Source organism: Terriglobus tenax (assembly GCF_025685395.1).
Lineage (GTDB): Bacteria > Acidobacteriota > Terriglobia > Terriglobales > Acidobacteriaceae > Terriglobus > Terriglobus tenax.
In genome coordinates, this window is record NZ_JAGSYA010000003.1 from 524,958 (window position 1) to 547,138 (window position 22,181).

Annotated in this window: 21 protein-coding genes; 7 read left to right on the plus strand and 14 right to left on the minus strand. The window is 57.5% G+C overall.

Annotated elements, in window-relative coordinates:
* Position 1 precedes the first annotated feature (1 nt).
* The 11 genes from OHL13_RS02245 to OHL13_RS02295 form a co-directional block, all read right to left on the minus strand.
* The gene (locus tag OHL13_RS02245; RefSeq protein ID WP_263408485.1) at positions 2–1,477 is read right to left on the minus strand and encodes a GumC family protein; all 1,476 of its coding nucleotides are present in this window, start codon (positions 1,475–1,477) and stop codon (positions 2–4) included.
* Entirely contained in the window at positions 1,467–2,750 is a 1,284-nt protein-coding gene (locus OHL13_RS02250; protein WP_263408486.1) for a hypothetical protein, read from the minus strand. Before OHL13_RS02250 ends, OHL13_RS02245 begins: the two co-directional genes overlap by 11 nt.
* Positions 2,747–3,385, minus strand: coding sequence for a polysaccharide biosynthesis/export family protein (locus tag OHL13_RS02255; protein WP_263408487.1), 639 nt, complete (start codon positions 3,383–3,385; stop codon positions 2,747–2,749). Before OHL13_RS02255 ends, OHL13_RS02250 begins: the two co-directional genes overlap by 4 nt.
* Before the next feature lie 81 nt (positions 3,386–3,466).
* The gene (locus OHL13_RS02260) at positions 3,467–4,819 is read right to left on the minus strand and encodes a glycosyltransferase family 4 protein (RefSeq protein WP_263408488.1); all 1,353 of its coding nucleotides are present in this window, start codon (positions 4,817–4,819) and stop codon (positions 3,467–3,469) included.
* Complete coding sequence (locus OHL13_RS02265; protein ID WP_263408489.1) at positions 4,816–5,961, minus strand: glycosyltransferase; 1,146 nt, start codon at positions 5,959–5,961, stop codon at positions 4,816–4,818. The genes OHL13_RS02260 and OHL13_RS02265 overlap by 4 nt, the downstream gene beginning before the upstream one ends.
* Positions 5,962–5,985: 24 nt before the next feature.
* The gene (locus tag OHL13_RS02270) at positions 5,986–6,747 is read right to left on the minus strand and encodes a polysaccharide deacetylase family protein (RefSeq protein ID WP_263408490.1); all 762 of its coding nucleotides are present in this window, start codon (positions 6,745–6,747) and stop codon (positions 5,986–5,988) included.
* Positions 6,744–6,947, minus strand: coding sequence for a hypothetical protein (locus tag OHL13_RS02275; RefSeq protein ID WP_263408491.1), 204 nt, complete (start codon positions 6,945–6,947; stop codon positions 6,744–6,746). Before OHL13_RS02275 ends, OHL13_RS02270 begins: the two co-directional genes overlap by 4 nt.
* Before the next feature lie 11 nt (positions 6,948–6,958).
* Positions 6,959–8,368 (minus strand): FAD-dependent oxidoreductase, encoded by a 1,410-nt coding sequence (locus OHL13_RS02280; protein WP_263408492.1) that lies wholly within the window; start codon positions 8,366–8,368, stop codon positions 6,959–6,961.
* Between the two features lies 1 nt (position 8,369).
* Complete coding sequence (locus OHL13_RS02285; RefSeq protein ID WP_263408493.1) at positions 8,370–8,738, minus strand: SMR family transporter; 369 nt, start codon at positions 8,736–8,738, stop codon at positions 8,370–8,372.
* Positions 8,735–9,118 carry an EamA family transporter gene (locus OHL13_RS02290; protein WP_263408494.1) on the minus strand — a complete coding sequence of 128 codons (384 nt, stop codon included), beginning with the start codon at positions 9,116–9,118 and terminating at the stop codon, positions 8,735–8,737. Before OHL13_RS02290 ends, OHL13_RS02285 begins: the two co-directional genes overlap by 4 nt.
* Positions 9,119–9,145: 27 nt before the next feature.
* On the minus strand, positions 9,146–10,267 hold the full coding sequence (locus OHL13_RS02295) for a Gfo/Idh/MocA family protein (RefSeq protein WP_263408495.1): 1,122 nt from the start codon (positions 10,265–10,267) through the stop codon (positions 9,146–9,148).
* A gap of 274 nt (positions 10,268–10,541) precedes the next feature.
* Here OHL13_RS02295 and OHL13_RS02300 point away from each other — a divergent pair, with 274 nt between their 5' ends.
* Genes OHL13_RS02300 through OHL13_RS02325 form a run of 5 tightly spaced genes read left to right on the plus strand, consistent with a single transcriptional unit; the run spans position 10,542 to position 15,747 of the window.
* On the plus strand, positions 10,542–11,909 hold the full coding sequence (locus tag OHL13_RS02300; RefSeq protein ID WP_263408496.1) for a nucleotide sugar dehydrogenase: 1,368 nt from the start codon (positions 10,542–10,544) through the stop codon (positions 11,907–11,909).
* Positions 11,910–11,911: 2 nt separating this feature from the next.
* Positions 11,912–12,781 (plus strand): glycosyltransferase, encoded by an 870-nt coding sequence (locus tag OHL13_RS02305; protein ID WP_263408497.1) that lies wholly within the window; start codon positions 11,912–11,914, stop codon positions 12,779–12,781.
* A gap of 49 nt (positions 12,782–12,830) precedes the next feature.
* Complete coding sequence (locus OHL13_RS18595; RefSeq protein ID WP_317889892.1) at positions 12,831–13,631, plus strand: N-acetyltransferase; 801 nt, start codon at positions 12,831–12,833, stop codon at positions 13,629–13,631.
* A complete protein-coding gene (gene wecB / locus OHL13_RS02320) occupies positions 13,628–14,743 on the plus strand; it encodes a non-hydrolyzing UDP-N-acetylglucosamine 2-epimerase (protein ID WP_263408498.1) in 1,116 nt (371 codons plus the stop codon). The genes OHL13_RS18595 and wecB overlap by 4 nt, the downstream gene beginning before the upstream one ends.
* On the plus strand, positions 14,740–15,747 hold the full coding sequence (locus OHL13_RS02325) for an NAD-dependent epimerase/dehydratase family protein (RefSeq protein ID WP_263408499.1): 1,008 nt from the start codon (positions 14,740–14,742) through the stop codon (positions 15,745–15,747). The genes wecB and OHL13_RS02325 overlap by 4 nt, the downstream gene beginning before the upstream one ends.
* 40 nt (positions 15,748–15,787) lie before the next feature.
* On the opposite strand, the gene OHL13_RS02330 is transcribed toward OHL13_RS02325, so the two are convergent.
* Together OHL13_RS02330 and OHL13_RS02335 are read right to left on the minus strand one after the other, a co-directional pair.
* Positions 15,788–17,083 (minus strand): sigma-54 interaction domain-containing protein, encoded by a 1,296-nt coding sequence (locus OHL13_RS02330; RefSeq protein WP_263408500.1) that lies wholly within the window; start codon positions 17,081–17,083, stop codon positions 15,788–15,790.
* A gap of 280 nt (positions 17,084–17,363) precedes the next feature.
* Positions 17,364–17,714 (minus strand): hypothetical protein, encoded by a 351-nt coding sequence (locus OHL13_RS02335; RefSeq protein WP_263408501.1) that lies wholly within the window; start codon positions 17,712–17,714, stop codon positions 17,364–17,366.
* Positions 17,715–17,910: 196 nt separating this feature from the next.
* Between OHL13_RS02335 and OHL13_RS02340 the strand changes: the two genes are divergently transcribed.
* Both OHL13_RS02340 and OHL13_RS02345 read left to right on the plus strand, forming a co-directional pair.
* Entirely contained in the window at positions 17,911–20,079 is a 2,169-nt protein-coding gene (locus tag OHL13_RS02340; RefSeq protein WP_263408502.1) for a winged helix-turn-helix domain-containing protein, read from the plus strand.
* A 90-nt stretch (positions 20,080–20,169) separates the two neighbouring features.
* Positions 20,170–21,060, plus strand: coding sequence for a 3-keto-disaccharide hydrolase (locus OHL13_RS02345; protein WP_263408503.1), 891 nt, complete (start codon positions 20,170–20,172; stop codon positions 21,058–21,060).
* A gap of 46 nt (positions 21,061–21,106) precedes the next feature.
* Here the strand turns inward: OHL13_RS02345 and OHL13_RS02350 are convergent, their stop codons facing one another.
* Entirely contained in the window at positions 21,107–22,147 is a 1,041-nt protein-coding gene (locus OHL13_RS02350; RefSeq protein ID WP_263408504.1) for a VWA domain-containing protein, read from the minus strand.
* Between the last annotated feature and the right edge of the window lie 34 nt (positions 22,148–22,181).

The following is a 22,181-nucleotide window of genomic DNA, read 5'->3' on the forward strand; positions in this document are numbered from 1 at the left end:
CTTATTGGCCCCCGAGGAGGTAACGCGTTGGTGCTAAGGCGCGGCGTATGCCACTTGTTTGTGCCAGGCCTGGTGTAATGCCAAGCAGGGGAATTCCGGGAAGAGCGTCGCGTAGTTCCAGCTCGGACTTCACGGTGCTGTCCATCAACTCGCTGACAAAAGCGACAGCGATACCTGCTGCCAGCGCCAGGAAGAATGCTCCGAGCAGCAGAGGCATTCGCTTCGGACCTACGGGTGCATCGGGGACACGGGCATAGTCCAGCATGGTGAAGCTGCCGCCCTGCTGGTCATGCTCCAGTTGTGCCGCCATTTGTGCGGAGTAGTTTTTCTCCAGCAGGGAACGGTAGTGGTCGCGTGCCGTATCGTAGTCACGCAATAGTTGCGAGATCTCCTGTTCACGTACCGGGGAGGAATCGACACGCGACTGGTAGCGGTTGATGGATGCCTGGATGTTGCGTTGTTCATTGACCAGCCGCGCACGGTCGCGGCGAATCAACTGCAACTGGGGCGAGACGGAAGACTGGGAGTCAAGCGAGGCTGATGTAGATGCATCAATGTTTGGAAGTTTGCCGATCCGGTCGTCGAGCGACTGTATCTCGGTCTGTTTTTGTACAACGTCCGGAAAGCTTTCGGTGTAGTGCTTACGAAGCTCAAGCAGGTCTGCCTGCGCGTTGGCTCTCTCCGTGACCAGCCTTTGGCGCAGTGATGCACCTGTTGCCGGCGCGCGCTGCGTCGCCGGTTCGGCAATGGAAGCTGCAAGCAGGGCTTCGTGATCCAGTCGGCTTTGAGCTTCTGTATTGGCCTGCAGTTCCACCTGGAGACGCGCCAGTGTCTGCATGTTGGCCTGCATTTGGTCTGGCAGTTCTCCAAGGTGTTTCATCTTGTAGCTGCGAAGCTGCTCTTCGAAGCCGTCGAGCTGTGACTTGGTTGAGCCAAGCTCGTTTGCCAGGAAGGCTGTTGTTCCCTGTGCTTCCTGTTCGCGATCGTGCAGGTTCCAGGTGATGAAGGAGTCGGCGAGCTTGTTGGTAACGGCTGCCACCTCTTCGGCGGAGTCGCCCGTGTAGCTCAGCGTGAAGGAGCTGAGTCCATCGGAGTTGTGCTTCAGCTCGATGGCGATGTTTTTCCGCATACGGTCAATCAGCTCTTCACGACTGATCTGTCCGCGAAGCTTCGGGAAGAGGTTGAACTCGTCGAGAATTTTTTCAAGCCGCGACGAACTGAGAATTTGCTGGCTCAATGTGTTCAGCCGTTCGTTTGCGCCCATGGAGACGGCGCTGCTGACGTACTTGTCCGAGACGCGCTGCGGGTTGACCAGAATCTGCGTTCTTGCGCGGTAGACATTGGGCATGCGCTCGACGTAGAGGGCGATTGCAGCGAAGACGACGGCGAAGACAATCAGGATGAGCCGCAGGCGGTACTTCAGCGCGCCAAACAGTGAATGGAGACGATCGGAGGCAGAGATGTGTTCACCGGCCATATGCGCCTCCATGCTGCTTGGACCAGGTAAAAGTCACGAAGAAGACCGTACGTGCTAGGTCAACCGAGGACACGGTTCGCTGAAAGTGACGTACGGTGAAATCCCATTCCAGGTACTGTGAGAGCCGCCGGCGATATTCACCAGAGACAAAGTAGCCGCTGACATCGGAGCTCGCGGCGGTCAGGGTCCCGCCGTGGTAGCTGGTATAGCCGCTGTTGACATCAACGGTGAAGCGGCGAGGATTGCCGAGCCGTACACCGCCGTATCCGGAGGTCTCCCACAGAGATCCGGAGATGGCGCCGTTGCCGCGTTTGCGGCTGGTGCCAATGTAGACTCGGCTGCCGCGGACGCTTTGCGCGGAGAGCACGCCCTGGTACTGATAGTTCCCCGTGCATTGCGCGGAACCGAAAACCGGACCCGCGGAGCCGTCTGCCCGCAGTGATTCGGTCAACTGAACGGTGGTGAAAGCGGTAACGGCAGCCGTGGTGCATTGCCCGATGCCGAAGTTCTGGCGAACTCCATCACCACGGATGCCAGCCAGTACATGTGGTCCGAAGTACTGGCGAACCGCCATGTTCACGTTGTACTGCTGGGTGGAAGGCGCTGCTCCCAGAAAGTTATGAAAGCCGGCGTTCGCTCCGAAGGTGAACGCCCGTGTCTCTGAGAGTTCGTGGTCGACTACAAAGTTGACGTACTGCCGAAGCACGTTTCCGCTGATCAGGCCCGCCTGGACGGTGCCGTTATCAATCGGGGTGTTGCTGACGGAAGACAGGCTAAGGCTGCTGCTGGCGCGTGCCGAGTCGGCGCCGTAGGCATTGGCTCCCGTCAGTCCCCAGGTCGTACGCCGGCTTGCGATACCGTTGAGGCTGACCGTGGTCCAGTGATACTGCTGAAGATCAAGGTTGCTGCCGGGGAACTGAAGGATTGTGGCGTCGTGGCTGAATGCCGAGGAGAAGCGGCGGCCGACCGAAGCGATGCCTATATGTCCCTGAAGATTGCTGAACTGCGAACTCAGGTTCGGAATGTTGTTGACCGCGCTGTCGCGTCCGTAGCTGGCCGAGAGCCCCGCATCGAAGTAGGACTGCTCCCGCGGGTTAACCGCGGCGTCTACCCACATGGGCTTCAAATCCTGCTGCGTTGTTGAGGCGGTAGAGCTGTCCATGGTTGTGTCGTTGGTGCGGGAATATGCGGGAGCCTGCTGCGCGATAGCGACTGTCGCAGTCAGGCCGATAGGGGCAAGGCAGAAAAGAAATGCAAAGGAGCGAGTCTTCACGGAATCACCACCGTGTCACCTGGATTGAGTTGCAGATTGCGATTTGGGTCGGATCCCTGGATCAGGGCTTTGTAGTTCAGCCAGATTTCACTGCCTGTGTTACTGGCGCGGACAACGTGGATCTTTTTCTTGGAAGCAAATTCGGTAAGACCGCCGGCCTGCGCGATCAGCTGCAGGACCGTGATGGGAGCATTCAACGGATAAGCGCCCGGGCGGGAAACCTCGCCGGTGATGTAAACCATGCGGCTGTGAATTTCGAGCACGGTCACAGTCACGCGGGGTTGCACCACCATGGATGCGAGACGTGTCTGGATCAGCTCTTCCAATTGCGAAGGTTCTTTGCCGATGACGGCAATCTCGCCCAGTAGAGGAAGGGAGACCTTGCCGTCGGGCCGGACAACGACCGTCTGGCTTAGTTCTTTCTCTTTCCAGACCTGGATGTTGAGGACGTCACCGCTGCCGATGGTGTACTGGGGTGTGATGGTGGGCGTGGAACGCGTGTCGGGCTTTACTCCAGCAGGAGCCGTCGCCTTGGCGACATCAACGACGCGCTGCTGTGCCTGGCAGATTCCCGAAAAGAGAAGGGCCGCTGACGCAATGCGAACGGTCCACGGGTTGCGAGACCTGAGCTTCATAGTTGCCATCCTTCCGATGCCAGATAGGAAGCAATCAATCAGCCAAATTAAGTACGCTGCGAAGGCCGTTTCCGGCCTATATCAGCGGCTATTCGCGATAGCTTCCGGAAATGTGTGCATTGGCTTGCACACTTTCGGATATGCCTGTTTTCCGGCATTAATCTGGTGATAAACAGCGATGGTGCGACGTGCAATTTCATCCCAGCCTGTATAGCGCTGGTTGTTGATGTGGGCGCCTGTCAGCAGCCGGTTATACAGGCTTGGGGAGCGTTCAACTCCGCACAGGCTTTCCATGACCTGGGTAAGTGCCGCGGACAGCTCAACCGCGTCTCCGGGAGCCACGAGCAGCGCATTTTCGTTGTGGCGAAGGTATTCCCGAAACGGAAGCAGGTCCGATGCGATGATGGGTTTGCGATAACTGAGGCCGGTGAGCAAGGCTCCACTGGTCGTAATTGCGCGATAGGGATAGACGAGCAGGTCCGCAGCCTCGTAATAGAGCGAGAGCTGGCTGGTGGGGATGTAGTGAAGGTCTGCCCGTATGTCATGAGGAAGCGCCTGCTCTGCCAATCGGGCTGCCATTTCCGTTTCATGCGCGCCCGTGCCTGCGATCACCAGCAGCGGCTGTATCGCCAGTGATCGTCTCCAGCGCAGAATTGAGAGCTGCCACGCTTTCAGCAAAAGGTCGACTCCTTTATAAGGAGCCATCACACCCTGCCATAAAACGACGGGGCGACCTTCCGGAAGGCCGAGGCTTTTGCGTGCCACTGCGGCGGTCTCCTCGTTGGCCGGCGGAGCCTCAAACAGCGGGCCGTGCGGTATGACGGAGATAGAGCCTGCGGGAACAGAGAATTGCCTGACGAGAGATTCAGCGACGTCGCAGGAGTGACAGATCAGATGATCCACGGACTGGTAGAACCGGCGATAGGTTGTCAGGAGTTGTTTGCCGGTGTCATGCGGCAGCAGGTTGTGGACGGTATGCAGGACCGGGATGGAACGGCGTTGCGCCGCCGCGATCAGCTTGAAGTCGACTGTGAAGTCGTGGTTCAACAAGGGGAGCTGCTGCAGGTGAAGAATATCCGGCAGCGTTTCGCTGGAACGGTTAAGGACACGTGTCAGGGCCATGCAGTTTGAAACGGCCGCGGCACAGCGCAAGGCGCGCCGTGCAGAAGAGGGCCAACCGTTGGCCCAGTGATCAAAACGAAATGGGCCTGGATCGGGAGACAATCCAAACTGAGAAAAGTATTCTGGCTCGCGCGAGATGCCTGCGCTGAGAAAGCGCAACGAGATATTTGCCGATAAAAGAGCCCTGGCCAGCGCCGCGCTATACCAGGGGGTAAAGCAAAGCGGATCGCTGAACCAGACCCGTAAGGCGGCATGCCCGTCTTCTGATTGCGCGCTGGACTGCACCGGATTGGTGATGGTAGACGTGCTCATGAATACATACCTGCTTCTTTGGAACGAGTCAGACGGACGCCGGGCCTCCGCTTCGCAATCGCTTCCTGGTAAATGCGCAGGTACTCCCGGAGCATGACGGAGACATCGAAGTGACTCGCTGCCTTTTCGGCAGCGCGGTGTTCGAGAGCATGACGCTTGGCGGGATCCTGGAGAAGTGCCAGGATGGCATCGGCCAGGGCTTCGGGATTTTCCGGCGGCACCAGCAGGCCGGCGTTGCCATCTTCCAGCAGCCGCGGAAGCTCTCCTACCGCAGACGCGACAATTGCCTTGCCGGTGGCCATGGCTTCCAGCACCGCCAGCGGCATGGCCTCTATCCTGGATGGCTGCACCATCAGCGTGCAGTGAGCCAGAAAGCGCGGCGTATCTTCACAAAAACCCGGAAGATGAAAGCTATGCGAGACGCCCAGTTCGGCGGCGAGAGCAAGCAGCCGATCCCGCTCCGGACCTTCGCCGGCGACGACGCATTGCAGCTCGGGATACGCCTTTAGTAGCCTGGGAAGCGCCCATACCAGCACATCGACGCCTTTTTCCTTGGAGAGACGGGAAAGGCATCCGATGGCAATATGGCGGGAGCGGTCTATATATTGTTGTGCTTGCTGGTAAAGCGCAACTTCGATTCCATTGGCGATCATGCGGATGCGGCGGCCTGGCACGCCGGCATGACGCAGTTCGGAGGTCAGCCTGTTGGAGACGGCAACGACGCGGTCGAAACGGCGCAGACACAGCCGGTCCATCACTGCATAATGACGCAGTGCCGCGGTGCGATTGGTCCAGTTGTGACAGGTTGCAACCACGGCGCAACCCGCCAGCCGAGCCGCCAGCAGCCCATAGATATTCGCCTTGTATCCGTGGGTATGCAATACATCAATGCGGTTGTTGCGCAGGTAGCGGGCCAGGTTACGGACGGTGGCAAGATCCCATTTTCCTTTGCAGGAAAGATCCAGGACAGGAAGATCCTGACTTTGCGCCTCCTGGACAAAGCGAGCGCAGGAGGCGCCAGATCCGTTAAACACGCCTAAGCTGACCTCGGCTCCGGCGCGGCGGAGCGAGGTCGAAAGCAGGCAGATCATGCGCTCAGCGCCATAGAATCCGGTACTCGAGATCAGCTGTAGAATCCGCACACATCGCTCCAGAAGAAAAGATTGTCAGCTTGGTATAGTCCGAAACAGTGAAGACCAGATCTGCTGGTAATTGCTGTCTCCAATCAGTTGCTTCGTGCGCTGGCGCAGCAGGTACATGCCGCGCAGCCAGTTCACGGTGAAGAAGTCGCCTTCGACGTAGTTGGCCAGGATGCGTAACGACGTCTTGCGGCGGATGGCGAATCGGCCAATCACAGCCGGCATGCGAAGTCCATCCGCAACGCAGGCGGGCCGGTACATGCCGGGCTCCGAGGTGTAGACCTCTTCATATCCCGCGATCGCGCAGGCGCGGATCACATTCTCATTCCAGCGCCCCCCAGGCATGGAGATGGAGGTAACCGATGCGCCAATTTTGTCTTCCAGGGTCATGCGCGATCCGCGCACCTCTTCTTCCAGGCTTCCGGGGGTACAAGCCGAAAGAAAGACATGCGTCGCTCCGTGCGATCCGATGCGATGTCCATGTCCGGCAAGCAGGCGCAGGTCATCCCATCCGGCGTACTCGCTTCGCGCTTCCATCCACGCGGTGGGAATAAAGAAATGGCCGTGGATTCGCAGGCTGTTGAGGATCGGCATCACCCACCGGAGGTGCGAGCCATGGCCATCGTCAAAGGTGACGGACAACGGCTGCAGAGATCGTTCCGCAGCCAGGCGTGCCGTCCACATGTGAGCGGTGAAGGTCTCTGGTGTCATGCAATAGACATCTGTTGAGTGTTTTTCAGAAACCTCGTGATACGCCAGGACATGCGGGACGGGAGCATGCTTCGTCATACTGAGCCATCCTCCGCGCTGCGGTGCAGAACCGGCGGCTGAGTTGCGAGCGATGCCCGCGCTCTGCCCCAGCGCTGCAGAATGCCTGAGAGCACCATCAGAGCTGCTGCAATCAGGAGTAACGAGACAACCGGACGGCCAAGGATCAGATGATCGATGGCATGCAGTAAAACCTGTACAGACAAAGCGGGGATGTGCATTGCAATACCTATCAAATTCCTGCGGAACTCAGGACGCGCTCCACTGGCTCACCGGCTGGAAGAAATACCGGCTGCTGCAGCGGGATGTCTTTCATGAGTTCGTTGCATGTGGCTTCTGCGATCGACGTCATCGCGTTGTTGTTGAGGGTGTTATTCAGAATCTGCGCCGTATTGGCGACATAGACTCCCGCGACCGGAGTTCGTGCCGGAGGCACAATCTCGGAGTAGCCGATGGTTGGGACCGGCTGCACGGTGCGCTCGCGGAAGACAAAGCGGCGCTCAATGTCCTGCTCGGAAAGGTCTGGATGCATGCGGGAAAGGTCGCTCCAGACATGCTGCCAGATGGCGTCATCGCTGGCGCCAAACAGAGCATCGTCCGGCGAGGTGTAACGTGGAAGATAGACCAGGTGGCGCCCGTTGGTTTCCACCGCGGGGTCAATGAGGTTGGTCATCTCGATGATGCCGGTGAAACCAATCTTCTCTGTCACGTTGGTGACGTAAAAGGGACTCAACCGCCTCTTTAGAACGAGCACGACGCATAGGATGCCGAGATACATGACCTGTCCCAGGCGTTCCCGGTAGGCTGCATCCTGGGTGTCCAGCAGTTGTGCCACAACCTTATTGGGCACAGTGAGAACCACACCATCAAATACCAGCTCCTTATGGCAGGCCTTGATCCGGATGCTGCCATCCTGCGTTTCGGAGGTGTTGGGTGTGATGCTCCGGATCCTGACACCGGCGTTCGTCAATCCCTTCAGCTCCACCACAGACTGCTGCAGCCGGCGGAACACAGCATCGTAGCCGCCATGCACATAACCAAGCTGCTCCTGCTGGCCGGGACCACGGTCGCGGGTTGAGGCAAGGCGAACGATCGTACCCCAGAGAAATGCCGCCGAGGCATACCGGCGCAGTTCGCCCAGCTTGCAACGGAACAACGGTTCCCACACCTGCTCATAGACTTTGCTGCCGAACAGGCGACGTGTCCAGCGGCACAGCGGCACGGATTCCAGCGCCAGGCCATTCTTGATCTTCGTAACGTAAAGCGTCACCAGAGCGAGGCGCATTTTCGAGAATAGGGAAAGATGCCGGTAGCGGAGCAGGTCAGCCGGACTGGTCATCTTGTGCAGTTCACCATGCGAGTAGAGACCGACCTCCGTCTTGTTCCATCGCAGCTCGCCGCTTAGACCAAGATCGTGCAGCAGATTCAGAAGTGCCGTGTCCGAGGTGAGAATGCAGTGATAAAACCTGTCCCAGCGGAACGAGCCGAAGTCCTGCGAGGTTGTCAGGCCACCAATCTCCGGCTGGCTTTCCAGGATGGTCACCTTGTAGCCGGCGCGCAGCAGGCGGAAGGCACAGACCATACCGGTAAAGCCGCCGCCGACAACCGCGATATGTGAGGGACGAGACGCAGCGTTCTGCATGTTAGATACTCCCCGCGACCAGTGCGGCGCCGCATGTGATAAGTCCAATAGCCATCCACCGGGGCCGGGAAACGTGTTCTCCAAGCAGCATGGCGGCAAGCGCCGTCACCAGGACATATCCGAGGCTGAGCATGGGGTAGGCATACGAGATATCGAGCTGCCGGAGCGCAAGAATCCAGCAAAGTGTCGCCGTACCGAACAGAACCGTCCATAACCCCAGCCATGGAGCCGCCGCAAGACGCGCGGTATGTTGACTGCGGGCCATGGTGTTGGTCGTGTGTTTGAGCGTGATCTGCGCAAAAGAGCCGAGAGCAATGCTTGCTGCTAGGGCTCCCCAGGAGAGTGCAAGGGATGGTGTCGTGCCTGTCATCCGGTAACGCTCCTGTCTGTTTTTGAAAGCAGTGCGATGCCCACGGCCATGACGCTGATGCCTGCCCAGCGCACCAGGCCCATCTGCTCATGCAGCAGGAAATGTCCGGCAATGCCCAGCAGAACGTAGTTTGTTGCCGCAAGCGGATAAAGATAGCTGATGTTCTTCTGCGCTACGGCTGCGAACCAAAGCACGGTTCCCAGCCCGTAGACGCAGAGCCCGATGAGGACTCCCATCGGGAGGATCAGTGGCCAATGCAGAGCCGGCAGACCAAAGCGGCCCTTCCCCAAAAGGCCCAGCTTGATGAGGATCTGCCCCGCTGCAGCCATGGCCACTGAGCCACCCACCAAAATCTCCGATTTGTAACGAGCGAATCGCATGAGTCGTTCTGTGAAAGGTTCCAGTGGTTACTGCGCTGCTACGACCGGGATATTGTTGGGGATCATGGGAAGTCGTGGAGTCCACTGCCGGTTGATGGGGGGGGCTGGCGGCAGCTCCTTCTCCGGAGCATTCGGGTTCAGCGAGACCGGAAGTCCATCCATCTCGAGCGACTTCTGTGCGGCCTCCAGGATGCGGACCACGCGCAGGCCGTCCTGTGAATCGCTGCGCGGTGTAACGCGGTGCTCCACGCAGTAAAGGAAGTGCTGGAACTCCAGCTTCAGCGGCTCGGTCGTCGTCAGGCGCGGAATCTGGATATCTCCGAAGCGCACCTGAATGGCTTCGCCATAGGAGCTGGCAGGTGGCGCCTGCGCTCCACTGTCGTAAATGCGAAGCTTCTCCGTGGCGGCGGCGTCGTCAAAGACCAGCATCTTCTTGCTGCCAACCACCGTGGTGCTGCGCATCTTGTGCGGGTCAAGCCACGAGATATGGATGTGCGCCATGCGGCGGTTTTCGAAGAAAAGGCTCAGGAAGACGACATCTTCAATGCCGTCCTGAATAAAGGACTGGCCGCGAGCGCTTACATCCACCGGCTCTTCTCCCAGGATGTAAAGAATCTGCGAGATGTCGTGCGGCGCGAAGCTCCACAGGGCGTTTTCGTCGCCGCGGATACGGCCAAGGTTCACGCGCTGGGTATAGATGTAATAGATGTCGCCCAGGTCGCCGGACTGCACGATCTCGCGAATGCGGTTGACGGCAGGGTGATACTCCAGAAGATGGCCCACCATCAGGATGCGGTTGCGGGCATCCGCCAGGGCCGCGAGCTCTTCGGCATCCCGGACATTCAGCGTGAAGGGCTTCTCCACAAAGACATCCTTATCCGCGAGCAGGGCTTTCTTGGCGAGGCTGTAGTGCGTAATCGCCGGAGAGCTGATGACGACCGCGTTAATCTCCGGGTAATGCGCGAGCATTTCATCAAGTGATGCAACCGTTTGCACACCCCAGTTCCGTTGCGCCATCGTCCGGCGGTTTTCACTCAGGTCACTGCAGACGACCAGGTCGCACTCTGGCATTTCGTACAGGCAGCGTGCAACATTGCATCCCCAGGCTCCAAGGCCTATGACTCCAACCTTCAATCGGGTTCCCATCATCGTCCGAATCTCCTTCTGTGAATCGTGTGCAACCTGTCAATGCAATCGCAAGGCCAACATATCCCCGTATATTCGGGGCGGAGTTGAGGACTGTTTCCGCATTGCAGGGGAGAAGGGCGCAAAGCTTTGCACACTTTTTGCAGTGATCATGGTGATGGGCTACAGCACAGATAGAGAGACGAATCGCTCTCGATAGGCCGTGCAGATGCCGATATTTACAACGATGCGGCAGTACGGGAAGCGTTTGGCATATCCCGTGCACTGTTTCGACGGCATGAACACAGTAACTCTTTCCACCCACGCCCATCAGGCGGAGCGTCAACTCGACAAGCTCCAAGTGAAGACCGCGAAGGTCGGTGTCATTGGCCTTGGATATGTCGGTCTGCCTCTGTCTCTTCTTCTGTCAGAAGCTGGCTTCACAGTGCAGGGCTTCGACATCGATGCCCGCAAGGTGGACCAGCTTGAGCAGGGGAAGAGTTACATTTTCCGAATCCCTTCCACTGAAATCGAGATGGCCCGCGAACAGGGCTTCCGCGCGACATGCGACTTCTCAAAGATCAGTGACCAGGACGCAGTCATCCTGTGCGTGCCAACTCCGCTGACGGAGCATCGCGACCCGGACCTGTCCTTCATTCAGAAGACGGCTGAATCTCTCGCACCCTGGCTTCGCCGTGGTCAGCTGGTTGTGCTTGAGAGCACAACCTATCCGGGAACAACCGAAGAGGTCCTTATCCCCATCCTTAACAAAGGCTGCCCAGAGGGATTGCAGGCCTTTGAAGAAGGCATGGACCCGGACGGCGACGTTTTCTACGTCGCGTTTTCTCCGGAGCGCGAAGATCCCGGTAACAATACCGTGGCGCGCCGCGACATTCCGAAGGTGATCGGCGGACACGGTGCCATTGCCGGCAAGCTTGCCGGCGCGTTGTACGGCAACATCTTTGGCCGCACCGTGGCCGTTTCCTCGACGCAGGCGGCAGAGATGACCAAGCTGCTTGAAAACATTTACCGCTGCGTCAACATCGCGCTGGTAAACGAACTCAAGATGCTTTCTATCCGGATGGGAATCGACATCTGGGAGGTCATCAATGCCGCCGCGACCAAGCCATTCGGTTTCCAGCCGTTCTATCCCGGCCCCGGACTGGGTGGCCATTGCATCCCGATCGATCCGTTTTACCTGAGCTGGAAGGCTCGCGAGTGGAACTTCCACACGCGCTTTATTGAGCTGGCCGGCGAGATTAATGAGGGCATGCCGCGTTACGTGGTGCAGTCCATCTCTGAAGCGCTGAACGCGCACCGAAAGTCGATGAACGGTTCGAAGATCCTGGTCCTCGGCCTCGCCTACAAAAAGGATATCGATGACCTGCGCGAGTCTCCCTCGCTTGAAATTATCGAAATGTTGCAGGAAGAGAAGGCGACCGTGGACTACAACGATCCGTACTTCGCCACGGTTGGCCGGGGCCGCCACTATGACCTGGGCATGACCTGCACTCCGCTGGAGCGTGTGTCGGAGTATGACTGCGTCGTAATCGCGACGGATCACTCCGACTACGACTACGAAGCGATTGTTCGCGATGCCCAACTGGTCGTGGATACGCGCAACGCAACAAGCGGCATCCTCTCCTCCAAGATCGTCCGCTGCTAACAATGAAGGTCAGCCAGAGAAAGGAAGAACGAATGGCGGTTCCACGGCACACTCCCACCCGTCCTCGCGTTGCTGTAGTGATTCCCGTTTGCAACGAGCAGGAGGCATTGCAGGTTCTCAGGATCAGGCTGGCCGAACTACAGCGCGGTCTTCAGGATCGCTACAGCCCTTTCTATCTTTTTGTCGATGACGGAAGTACGGACCGTACCGCGGCTTTGCTGCCGCGGACGGTACCGGAGGGTGCACCCTACAAGATTATTGCTCACGGAGAAAACCGGGGCATCGGAGCTGCTTTCCAGTCAGGCTTCCAGGCGGCTGCTAGCGCTGACGTCGTCTGTACCCTGGATGCGGACTGCAGCTATCGCGCAGAACACCTCGTGCAGATGGTCCATCTGATTGCCGAAAGTAAGGCAGATGTCGTTGTTGCATCGCCGTACCATCCGCATGGAGCAGTGGAAGGCGTGCCGTCATGGCGGCTTGCTCTCAGCCGCAACTGCTCCCTGCTTTATCGCCTGGTGTCACCGGTCAAGCTTTATACCTACACCAGCATGTTCCGGGCATATCGAGGGTCTTTTATCCGCCGTGCGCAGTTTCGCAGCAGCGGATTTGTTTCGACGGTCGAGATCCTGATGAGCGCATCGCATCTCGGTTACCGGATCCACGAGGTTCCGATGACGCTGCACCGCCGTGTTGCAGGCTGCAGCAAGATGCGCGTCCTCCGTACGATCCGTGAGCACCTGCGGCTGCTGAGCGACTGCCTCTTTGCCAAGAACAATGGGTACCCCTCTTTTTGTCACCTCCTTGGAGCCCAGCCAGAAAAAGAAGAAAGCAACAACATCGAGAGGTTCATGAAATTTGTTGGAAGTCGTTAGTTTACGCACGTCCAGTTCGCGTTTGCGAACTGGAGAAACTGAAGGATATATGAGCTCGGAATTTATTGCGTCAGAGAACGCTCTTCTGCTGGAGCAGGAGAGAAACCGACGTTACCCCAATGTACATTTTGGCCGGAATGTTGTGGTCGGCCAACATGTCAACATTGGCGAAGGTACGGTGATCGGCAACCATGTTGTGCTGCACGACAACGCGTCCATTGGGAAAGATGTACGCATTGATGATGGTGTGATTATCGGCAAGAAACCCATGAAGTCGAAAGCCAGTGCTATGACCGGGACGAAAGATCACGGTCCTGCGTTTCTCGGCAACGGGTGCCTGGTCGGCAGCAACTCCATCATCTACACAGGAGCGGTTATTGAAGACGGAGTACTGATCGCCGACTTTGCCAGTGTCCGCGAGGAGACCAGAATTGGCGAGCTTACGATCATCGGCCGGGGAGTGGCCATTGAGAACCAGGTAAGCATCGGCCGGTGTTGCAAGATCGAAACCGGCGCCTACATCACGGCGAAGTCCACCATCGGCGATCAGTGCTTCGTCGCTCCTGAAGTGACCTTTACCAATGACAACTTTGTTGGCCGCACCCAGGAACGCTTCAAGCACTTTGGTGGCGTGACGATGCAGAAAGGTGCACGGGTCGCTGCAAACTCCACTGTGTTACCAGGAATCCTCATCGGCGAAGACGCTCTTGTTGCCGCCGGTTCCATCGTGACGCGCGACGTTCCCGCGCGCATGGTTGTGATGGGTTCGCCGGCACGTGTCATTCGTCCAGTCGATCTGGAACAGCTGTTGCCATATGACGGCGAGAAAAACTCAGGAGAGTCGCAGTGAAGGTTCTTTCAGTTGGTGGTACCAGGCCCCAGTTCGTCAAGATGGCAGTGCTTGTCAAAGCAATTGATGAGTACAACCGTCTGCATCCCGGTTCGATTGAACATCGCCTCATCCATACGGGGCAGCATAGCGACCCGATGATGTCGGCTGTCTTCTTTGAAGAGCTTGGCCTGCCGAAGCCGCGTCTGCTTGAGGCCGTTCGGACCGGAACGCCTGGAATACAGACGGCCGTGATGCTGGCTTCAATTGAAGCGGAACTGCTGGAGTGGCCGCCGGATGCACTGATTACCTATGGCGATACCAACTCAACCATCGCATCCGCGCTTGCCGCCGCTAAACTGCATATCCCTGTCATTCACCTTGAGGCCGGTCTGCGCAGCTTCAACCGCATGATGCAGGAAGAGATCAATCGCGTTGTCACCGATCATGTCTCGGATCTGCTGCTTTGTCCTACGCATAACGCCGTGGAACAACTGAAGCGGGAAGGGCTTGGCCATCGCGCGGTATTTGTTGGCGACGTGATGCTGGATGCGATTGGCTGCTTCGGCGTTGTAGGGCAACTTTCGTCAGTACAACGCGATCTTGGTCTTGGCAGCCAGGAATACGCGCTGGTGACCATCCATCGTGCAGAGACAACCGATGATCCATCCCGACTTGCGGGAATCCTTGAAGCGCTGAAGAAGATCGATGTTCCCATCATCTTCCCGATGCATCCACGTTTACGCAAGCAGCTTGCGATGACCAACAACGCCGGCCTGTTTTTAGGGGAGCATGTGCACATCGTGGAGCCGGTGGGTTACCTGGAGATGCTTGCCCTGCAGCAGAACGCACGTTTCATCATGACCGACTCCGGTGGCCTGCAAAAGGAGGCCTACTTCATGGGCGTTCCATGTCTGACTCTGCGGAATGAAACCGAATGGATTGAGACGCTCCACGGTGGCTGGAATCTGCTGGTGGGCAATGAAACGCAAACGATTCTGGATGCGGCCAGGCGGCTGGTGCAGTATGGCCGCGGTTCTACCAGTGAGCCGCGCAAGCTGGTTGAGTTCGGCGAAGGAAAAGCCGGAGAGCGCAGTGTTGATCGAATTCTGGAAATGGTGAGGGCAGCATGACAAAGCGAGTACTTATTACGGGAGCCGCTGGCTTTCTTGGATCACACGTAACCGACCTGATGCTCGATAAGGGCTATGACGTTGTGGGGGTTGATGACATGTCGCACGGCAATCCGGCGAACCTGGAATCGGCACGTCACCGGCCAGGGTTTGAGTTCCATGCCCTGGACGTCTGCGATTTTGACGCATTGCAGCAGGCTGCCGGCAGGGTGGATGTCATCCTTCATCTTGCCGCCTACAAGATTCCGCGCTATGAGAATGCGAAGAAAACTCTACTGGTGAACTTTCACGGCACGCACAATGCCTTGCAACTCGCTGTGGAACAGAACGCCCGCTTTGTCATTACCTCTACCTCGGATGTCTACGGCAAGAACCCGACCGTTCCGTTCGCCGAGGACGGGGACTCGGTGCTTGGGCCGGCCACCGTTACGCGCTGGGCGTATGCCGCGTCGAAGATGTTTGATGAGCACCTGGTACTTGCCATTGCGGAGGACTCAGGGATTGATGCGACGGTGCTCAGGATCTTCGGATCCTATGGTCCACGCCAGAACCTCAGCTGGTGGGGCGGCCCGCAGTCTGTCTTTATCAACGCCATCCTCAAGGACGAAGTTATCCCGATCCACGGCGATGGACTGCAGACGCGCTCCTTCACCTTTGTGGAAGATACGGCGCGCGGTATTGTTGCGGCGGCTGAGTCGACCAGGGCAAATCGTGAGATCGTCAACATCGGCAACAACGCTGAGATCACGATCCTTGAGCTCGCGCAGCGCATTCATCGTTTGTGCGGAAAAGAGGGAGCACCGCGTATCGACCTGATTCCGTATGACGAGATCGCTGGCCGCAAGTATGAAGATGTCCGCCGCCGGGTGCCGGATATCCGTAAGGCAGAGCGCCTTCTCGGATTCCGTGCCGAGGTCCCTCTGGAAGTTGGCTTGATGCGGACGATCGCCTGGCAAAAGAAGCAGTTGGAAGCTCAGGAAAGTATGAAACTCGCTCTCGTCTAAGTCAGTAAGTTACATCTCGTGTAAAAAGACGGGCGGATACTTATCCGCCCGTTGACATGCGGAGCGGAGCTTTTGCTTCCTTCAGGTGGTACTGGTCGATCTTATAAAGCAGGGTCCGGTAGCTGATGCGAAGTGCTGCTGCAGCGTGACGACGATTCCAGCGTGCAGCCTCCAGTGCCTGTTGAATCAAACGGCTCTCGGTCTGGTCCTTGAAGTTACGTACGATCGAGCGCATGTGGTCAACATTGCCGTCAGGTCCGCTGATCTCAACCGGGCAGGCCTGTACCAGCGTCGGTTTACCGAGAACCTTGCTCTCGATGTCCGCAATGGAGGCTTCGTTGCCCTTGAGTATCTGAATGCGGATTACCGCGTTTGCCAACTCACGAAGGTTACCAGGCCAGTGGTACTCCTGCAGGACAGACATCATGTGCGGAGAGATGTACACCGGATCCTGGTGGAACTGGGCAGACTGGCGCTTGACCATCTGCTCCACAAGGAAGGGGATCTCTTCCCGGCGCTCGCGAAGCGGCGGAATATTGATCGTAAAGGCGCTGATGCGATAGTAAAGATCCTCGCGGAACAGCTTGTCGGAGATTGCATTTTCTATATTGACGTTCGTGGCGGCAATGACACGGACATCGGCTGTGGAGACAGTTCTGGCGCCCAAACGGGAATAACGGCCATCCTGCAGAACATGGAGAAGCTTCGCCTGCATAGGGGCGCTCATCTCGCCAATTTCGTCCAGCAGAAGAGTCCCGCGGTCGGCTAACTCAAACTTACCCGGCTTAGCCTTGACCGCTCCCGTGAATGCGCCGGCTTCATAGCCGAACAGCTCGCTTTCCAGAAGGTCAGGCGGCAGGGCAGCACAGTTCACCGAGCTGAAGGTATAGGGCGAGCGTCGAGAGTGTTTGTGCAGCAGGTTGGCGACAACGTCCTTGCCTACCCCGCTTTCGCCCAGGATCAGGACAGGGACGTCCACTGCGGCGAGCAGCAGGATGTTCTCGTAGATCCTCATCATGGACGGGCTGGCGGCCAGGAAGTAGCGGTTGTGGGGGATGTCTTCCAGGTGGAAGGGCCTGGAAGGCGTCTCTGCCGCACGTTCCCGATGGAGTTCGGCTGCTGGAGCTTCGGAGATCTGCGCGATCACCTCTTCCAGGTCGGTGCGCTGCATCGGCACCTTCAGGAAGTTCCGTATGGAGAGCTGTTCAGCATCGGTGGCCCATGGGCTTAGTCCCAGGGGGAGAGCCAGCCAGATACGGTGCTTGCCAAGCTGATCGGCAAGCGCTGCCAGGGAAGCCCGGTCACGTGGCGGACGGGAAGATACATCGATGATCACTCCGTCATAATGACCTTCCTTGGCGAGCGCAACTGCTTCCGGGAGTAGCTCAACTTTAATAACTTCGTGACCTTCCGAGCTAAAGGTTGCATCAGCCAGGTCGATAAATGATTTTGATTTACTTAAGAGTATGATTCGTTTCGTCCGTAGCATCCAGGATTCCTATCTGAGGCTTAAGTGACATAAATCACTTTCAAGTCAGGGGAAAGAAGCGTAAGGTTAGACGCGTATACACACGTCTGCACCTATGCCGTTAAGGTAGAGCTATCGTCCAGTGAGCTTAGTGTCTGCTGACGATTGGCAAGTTTTGTGTCTGCGGAGGTGAATCTGGCATAGGGTAGTCCGCTGCCGTAAAGATCTCCTTGCGAAGGACCAGGTAGGTATTCTGGATCCAGACTTCGGAGAGAGATACAAGCCACGCGACCTGGATAATGCTCATTGCAATGAACCAGGGAGCAGCCGGAGCGGAATCTACAAGGTGTACCCAACTGAGTGAGAGGGTGATGACACCAAGCAACGTTGTGAGGATGGAAGGGAAGTAGGAGCGCCAGAGGTGCGTCCGGCGAAGCAACTCAACCGTCGGATAGACATAGGAGCTGTGAACCGATAAAGGTAGACCAGCAGCAGGCATAAGAGAAACTCCCTTGGGAGAAAGTAAACGCAAAAACAATCGAAGTGGGCGGAGAGAGATAGAAGACTCCCTAAGAGGCGTATCCCTTGATTCCGTGAAATCCCTTCAATTGCGATTGGGCGAACTGTAGTATTTGGCGGCGCACATTGTCCTCAAGTCCTTGGTTGATTGACGTCAAATCCATTTTGATTCCAGATTGATCCCATGTAGGTGCTGTGAAATGAACAACATAACGTTCTTCGGTGAATACACATTTGAGGCCTCACCGATGGTTGTCATGCGTGGACTTGAGATTATTAATCTTCCGTCCAAGCAGCTGGAAACCCTGGCAGTTCTGTTAAAAGCCAATGGAGAGATTGTCGAAAAGGAGACCTTCCTTACCGAAGTGTGGGGAGAAGTAGTTGTTGAGGAGCACAACTTAACGCAGACAATTTTCCTGTTGCGTAAAGCCTTAGGGAAGTTACCAAATGGTCAGGAATACATAGAAACAGTACCCAAGCGTGGTTACCGGATTTCTATGGCGGCGTTGCATCCAGACCAGATACGGTTACCGCTCAACAAAGGTCTTCTGGATCAAACCCTCAGTGCTGAATTTACGGGGGCAGATACGATTTATGTCCCGCAGCTAACATTGGGACACGCACGGGATAGGCCTGCGCGCAGTGGTATATCTCGCAGGTTCAGCCCGAATATTGCCGGGCTAGGAGTTGCGGTGCTGGCAGTCATTGCAATGTTATCCGTCAATGATCGGGCAAACCTGCTAAAAGCCCGGCAATTGACACGGGATGGTCTGAGAAAAGATGTAGAGGCGCCCCTGATCGTACGCGGGGAAGAGGTGCTGTTTACCGAATTGCAACATCTGCAGTCTGTGCTGGCGGATGTTTCCATTCATGGTGGCACGGTTGACCGCCAGATTTTGCCGTTCAAGACAGCGCAGGCTACGGGAGATGATCCGAACAGGGATGAAATCCTGATTGCTTCGCCCGCCGATGATCAGTCTGTTGAGCGGGTCGCGGCCGTTTCGCTGAAAGGGGGGTACCACATTCTTGGAAGCCTTTCGGGGCACTCCGCCTCCTGGGCCCCTGACGGCAGCCACATTGCCTTTATTGAAGGGCGTCAGTTGGCCATGGCCGATGCAACAGGACAGAATCAGAGAATTCTTGCCACGCTTCCCGAAACTCCTTTTCGGCTTGCGTGGTCTCCGGACGGAGACCGGATTCGATTCTCATTGCATGAATCCGGAGACCGGCAGACGATCCAGGAACTGGAGGTTGCTACCGGAGTGGTACGGCCCTTTCTTTCAGGCGATGCCAATGAGCACAGGGCCTGCTGTGGTTCCTGGAGTCCTGACGGCAACTATTTTGTCTATCTAGTGGGAGATTCCGTTTCGACCTCCATCTGGGTGCGTCGCGAACCCCGCCTGGCCTGGAAGGGATGGCCGCGATCCTGGGAGATCGCGTCGGGCCCCGTCGACTTCTGGCGTTCGCCTGTACTGGGAGAACACAAGGAGCACATCTACGCCCTGGGGGAGCAGACCAGAAGCCAGCTTGTCCAGCTTGACGCCGCGCGGAGCCCGGTCTTCTACGGTCTGTCGATCAGCTCTATCAGCTACTCCCACAACGGCGGCTGGATTGCGTATGTCCTGACGCCGGATCAGTCGCTCTGGAAGAGCCGCATCGATGGCTCAGAGCGGGTTCAACTGACTGCCCCAGGAGAAAAGGCGCGTTCGCCGCAGTGGTCTCCGGATGACAGCCGCCTGAGTTATCTGAGTACAAAGAAGAATGATGCCTGGAGAGCGATGCAGATTGATGCACAGGGAACCTCTCCGGAGCTGCTGGCCGATGGAGGAAGCGATCTGTTCGATCTCACCTATTCCGGGGGAGGCGACTTCGTTGCGTTTGACCGGATGCCGGATGAAGGGGCCCGGTCTGCGGAGGGAATCTCGATTCTGAATACCAGGGATAAGCACGTGGAGAAACTTCCGGAGTCGGAGGGAATGTGGTTCGCGCGGTGGTCTCCGGACGGCCGCTACCTCGCTGCTCTGAAGAAGGGGAGAGACGAACTGATGATCTTTGATTTCACCCAGAAGAAGTGGTCCTCTGCCGCAACCGGCATGAAGATCGATGGCAGTACATGGGACCGAAAGGGAGAGCATCTTTTCTTCACCGCGGTGAAGGGTGATACCTACGCCCTCTTCTCTTTTTCGCCTTCCAGGCATGCCCTGACTGAGGTGACTGTTCTTCCGGAGCGGTATGTGGGTGACCGCTCCACGCGGTTTCTAGGCGTCACCGATAAGAACGAAGTGATCACAGCATTCCAGGAAGGAACCGTGGAGGTGTATGACCTGGAGGTAGAGCTTCCCTGAACCGGCGTAAGAGCCATGCTCGTCAAGCCTGTCTTCGGCGCAGTACTATGCCAGCGGTTCCCGAAACTGTTTCTGGAAAGGACTGTACCCATGGCATCTTTGCCTTCCCGCAAGGCTTTGTCGCTTCGTGGCCGCACCTCGGGCCTGCTGTCGCTCTCTCTGCTTCTGCTGTTTTCCGCCTCGGCCATTGCCCAGGCTCCCGCTGAGGCTGCCCGCCGGCCTCAGCTTGGGCCCGATGGCAAGCCTCTCCCGGGTATGCCGAAGTTCCATGAGCCCGATCCCTATGACATCAATGAACACACCGGCTTTAAGGAGATCTTTGACGGCAAGTCGTTTAACGGCTGGGATGCCGACGCCACCATCTGGCATGTAGACGATGGCGTGATGGTGGGTGAGACGCTGGAGACGGAGCGCAAAGGAAACAACTATATCGTCTACCGCGGCGCCACGACCCGGGACTTCGACCTGAAGCTGCAGATCAAGGTGGAAAAGGGCGGCGGTGGCGGCATTCAGTATCGCAGCCAGACAGGTATTCCGTGGACGCGGGCCCAACCCGCCGGACAGCCGCCGTATGATCTGCGTTACATGATGACCGGTCCGCAGGCAGACTTCTGGTTTCCCGTGCGTCCGCAGGCTTTTACCTACACCGGCCAGTGGTATTCAGAGAACACGATGCAGGGCATCCAGGCATGGCGCGGGCAGGTGACGCAGAGTCTGCCCGGAAAGCCGAACCGCCTGGTGGCGGAGATCGGCGACCGGCAGGCGCTTGGCGGTTACGTCAAAATTAACGACTGGAACGACTATGAGGTCATTGCCCGCGGCGGCGTGATGATGCACATCATCAACGGCCACCTGATGGCCATCTACATTGACGATGATCCGAAGTCGGTGAACAATCAGCCGGGCCTGATCGGCTTTGAGATCGAAAGCCAGCCCTGCAAAATTTCGATCAAGAACATCTGGCTGCGCAAGCTGGACTAGGCAGGGAAGCAGGAAGGCCGGGGACACATCCCCGGCCTTTACCCTGTTATGGCTGCTGAGGGTGAGGCAGTGGTACGCCGGGCCATTCTCGTGCCGGTGGAGCTATGGGGGCAACCTGCGACGTCTGCTGCAGGCGATAGCCTTCGCGGGTGCGAATCCTGAACTTCTGCATGTTCTTTCCCGTCAGCCGCACGGTGATGGTGCGCCATCCCTGGTTAGGGTTAGGGGCCGGATAGTAACTCAGTGAGTAGAGATGGGCCAGGTCTTCGCGGATGGATTCAAAGGCGGCCTTTTCGTCCTTCCAGCTCTTGGAGAAGTAGGCCTTCCCACCGGTGGCCTTGCTGATGCGCTCAAACACCGTCATGGACGCTTCATCGTTCAACGCGTCGCGCGTGCTGATCATGTAGATGATGGTGCCGGTGGACTGCGCTAACTCGGCCACATCTTCCGGCGGCACCATGCTGGCGTTATCCGGTCCGTTGGAGAAGACCACGATGGCCTTGCGTCCGCGCAACGGGGCGGCATCTTTCAGGGTGAGCAGCAGGCTGTTGTAAAGCGCTTCGTCGTCTCCGGCGACAGTATTGCGAACGCCCCGCAGCACAGCGCCACGGTCGCCTGTCAGCGGCGTAATCTTGGACAGGTTGCGGCTGTAGGAATAGAAGGCGACATTGCTGACGCCTTCCAGGGAGCGGATGAAATCGGCAATTGCATCCTGCGCAAACACAAAGCCGCGGTACATGTAGTTGCTGGTATCGAACAGGATGAAGACGTTCGCTCCCGTGGCTTGTGGCCCTGCAACAACCGTGGAGGCAGGCAGCGCCGCCTCTCCGAAGGTAGGCACAGGTGCCGGAGGACCCGTTGGTGCGGCTTCTTCCGTGGCGCGTGTCTGTGTCGTGACACCCTCTTCGAAGCCGGCCAGCCTCTCCGGAATCTTATCCTCGGTGACGACAAAGTCCTCTGGCTTCAAGCCGCCAATATAGTTTCCTTTCGCATCTGTAACGGTGACGCTGAGTTGTACCAGCACGACGTTGATGCGAATGCGGGAGTTCTCTTCCTGCGCGCTCAGACCTCCCTGGAGCAAGACCACAAGACCTAAAGACGTTCCAGTCAGCAATTTCTTT

Bases quoted from the DNA above. Each gene is read 5' to 3' on its own strand.
- OHL13_RS02245 (WP_263408485.1), bottom strand. From the start codon at position 1,477: ATGGCCGGTGAACACATCTCTGCCTCCGATCGTCTCCATTCACTGTTT.
- OHL13_RS02255 (WP_263408487.1), bottom strand. From the start codon at position 3,385: ATGAAGCTCAGGTCTCGCAACCCGTGGACCGTTCGCATTGCGTCAGCG.
- OHL13_RS02260 (WP_263408488.1), bottom strand. From the start codon at position 4,819: ATGAGCACGTCTACCATCACCAATCCGGTGCAGTCCAGCGCGCAATCA.
- OHL13_RS02270 (WP_263408490.1), bottom strand. From the start codon at position 6,747: ATGACGAAGCATGCTCCCGTCCCGCATGTCCTGGCGTATCACGAGGTT.
- OHL13_RS02275 (WP_263408491.1), bottom strand. From the start codon at position 6,947: ATGCACATCCCCGCTTTGTCTGTACAGGTTTTACTGCATGCCATCGAT.
- OHL13_RS02280 (WP_263408492.1), bottom strand. From the start codon at position 8,368: ATGCAGAACGCTGCGTCTCGTCCCTCACATATCGCGGTTGTCGGCGGC.
- OHL13_RS02285 (WP_263408493.1), bottom strand. From the start codon at position 8,738: ATGACAGGCACGACACCATCCCTTGCACTCTCCTGGGGAGCCCTAGCA.
- OHL13_RS02290 (WP_263408494.1), bottom strand. From the start codon at position 9,118: ATGCGATTCGCTCGTTACAAATCGGAGATTTTGGTGGGTGGCTCAGTG.
- OHL13_RS02295 (WP_263408495.1), bottom strand. From the start codon at position 10,267: ATGATGGGAACCCGATTGAAGGTTGGAGTCATAGGCCTTGGAGCCTGG.
- OHL13_RS02300 (WP_263408496.1), top strand. From the start codon at position 10,542: ATGAACACAGTAACTCTTTCCACCCACGCCCATCAGGCGGAGCGTCAA.
- OHL13_RS02305 (WP_263408497.1), top strand. From the start codon at position 11,912: ATGAAGGTCAGCCAGAGAAAGGAAGAACGAATGGCGGTTCCACGGCAC.
- OHL13_RS18595 (WP_317889892.1), top strand. From the start codon at position 12,831: ATGAGCTCGGAATTTATTGCGTCAGAGAACGCTCTTCTGCTGGAGCAG.
- OHL13_RS02325 (WP_263408499.1), top strand. From the start codon at position 14,740: ATGACAAAGCGAGTACTTATTACGGGAGCCGCTGGCTTTCTTGGATCA.
- OHL13_RS02335 (WP_263408501.1), bottom strand. From the start codon at position 17,714: ATGCCTGCTGCTGGTCTACCTTTATCGGTTCACAGCTCCTATGTCTAT.
- OHL13_RS02345 (WP_263408503.1), top strand. From the start codon at position 20,170: ATGGCATCTTTGCCTTCCCGCAAGGCTTTGTCGCTTCGTGGCCGCACC.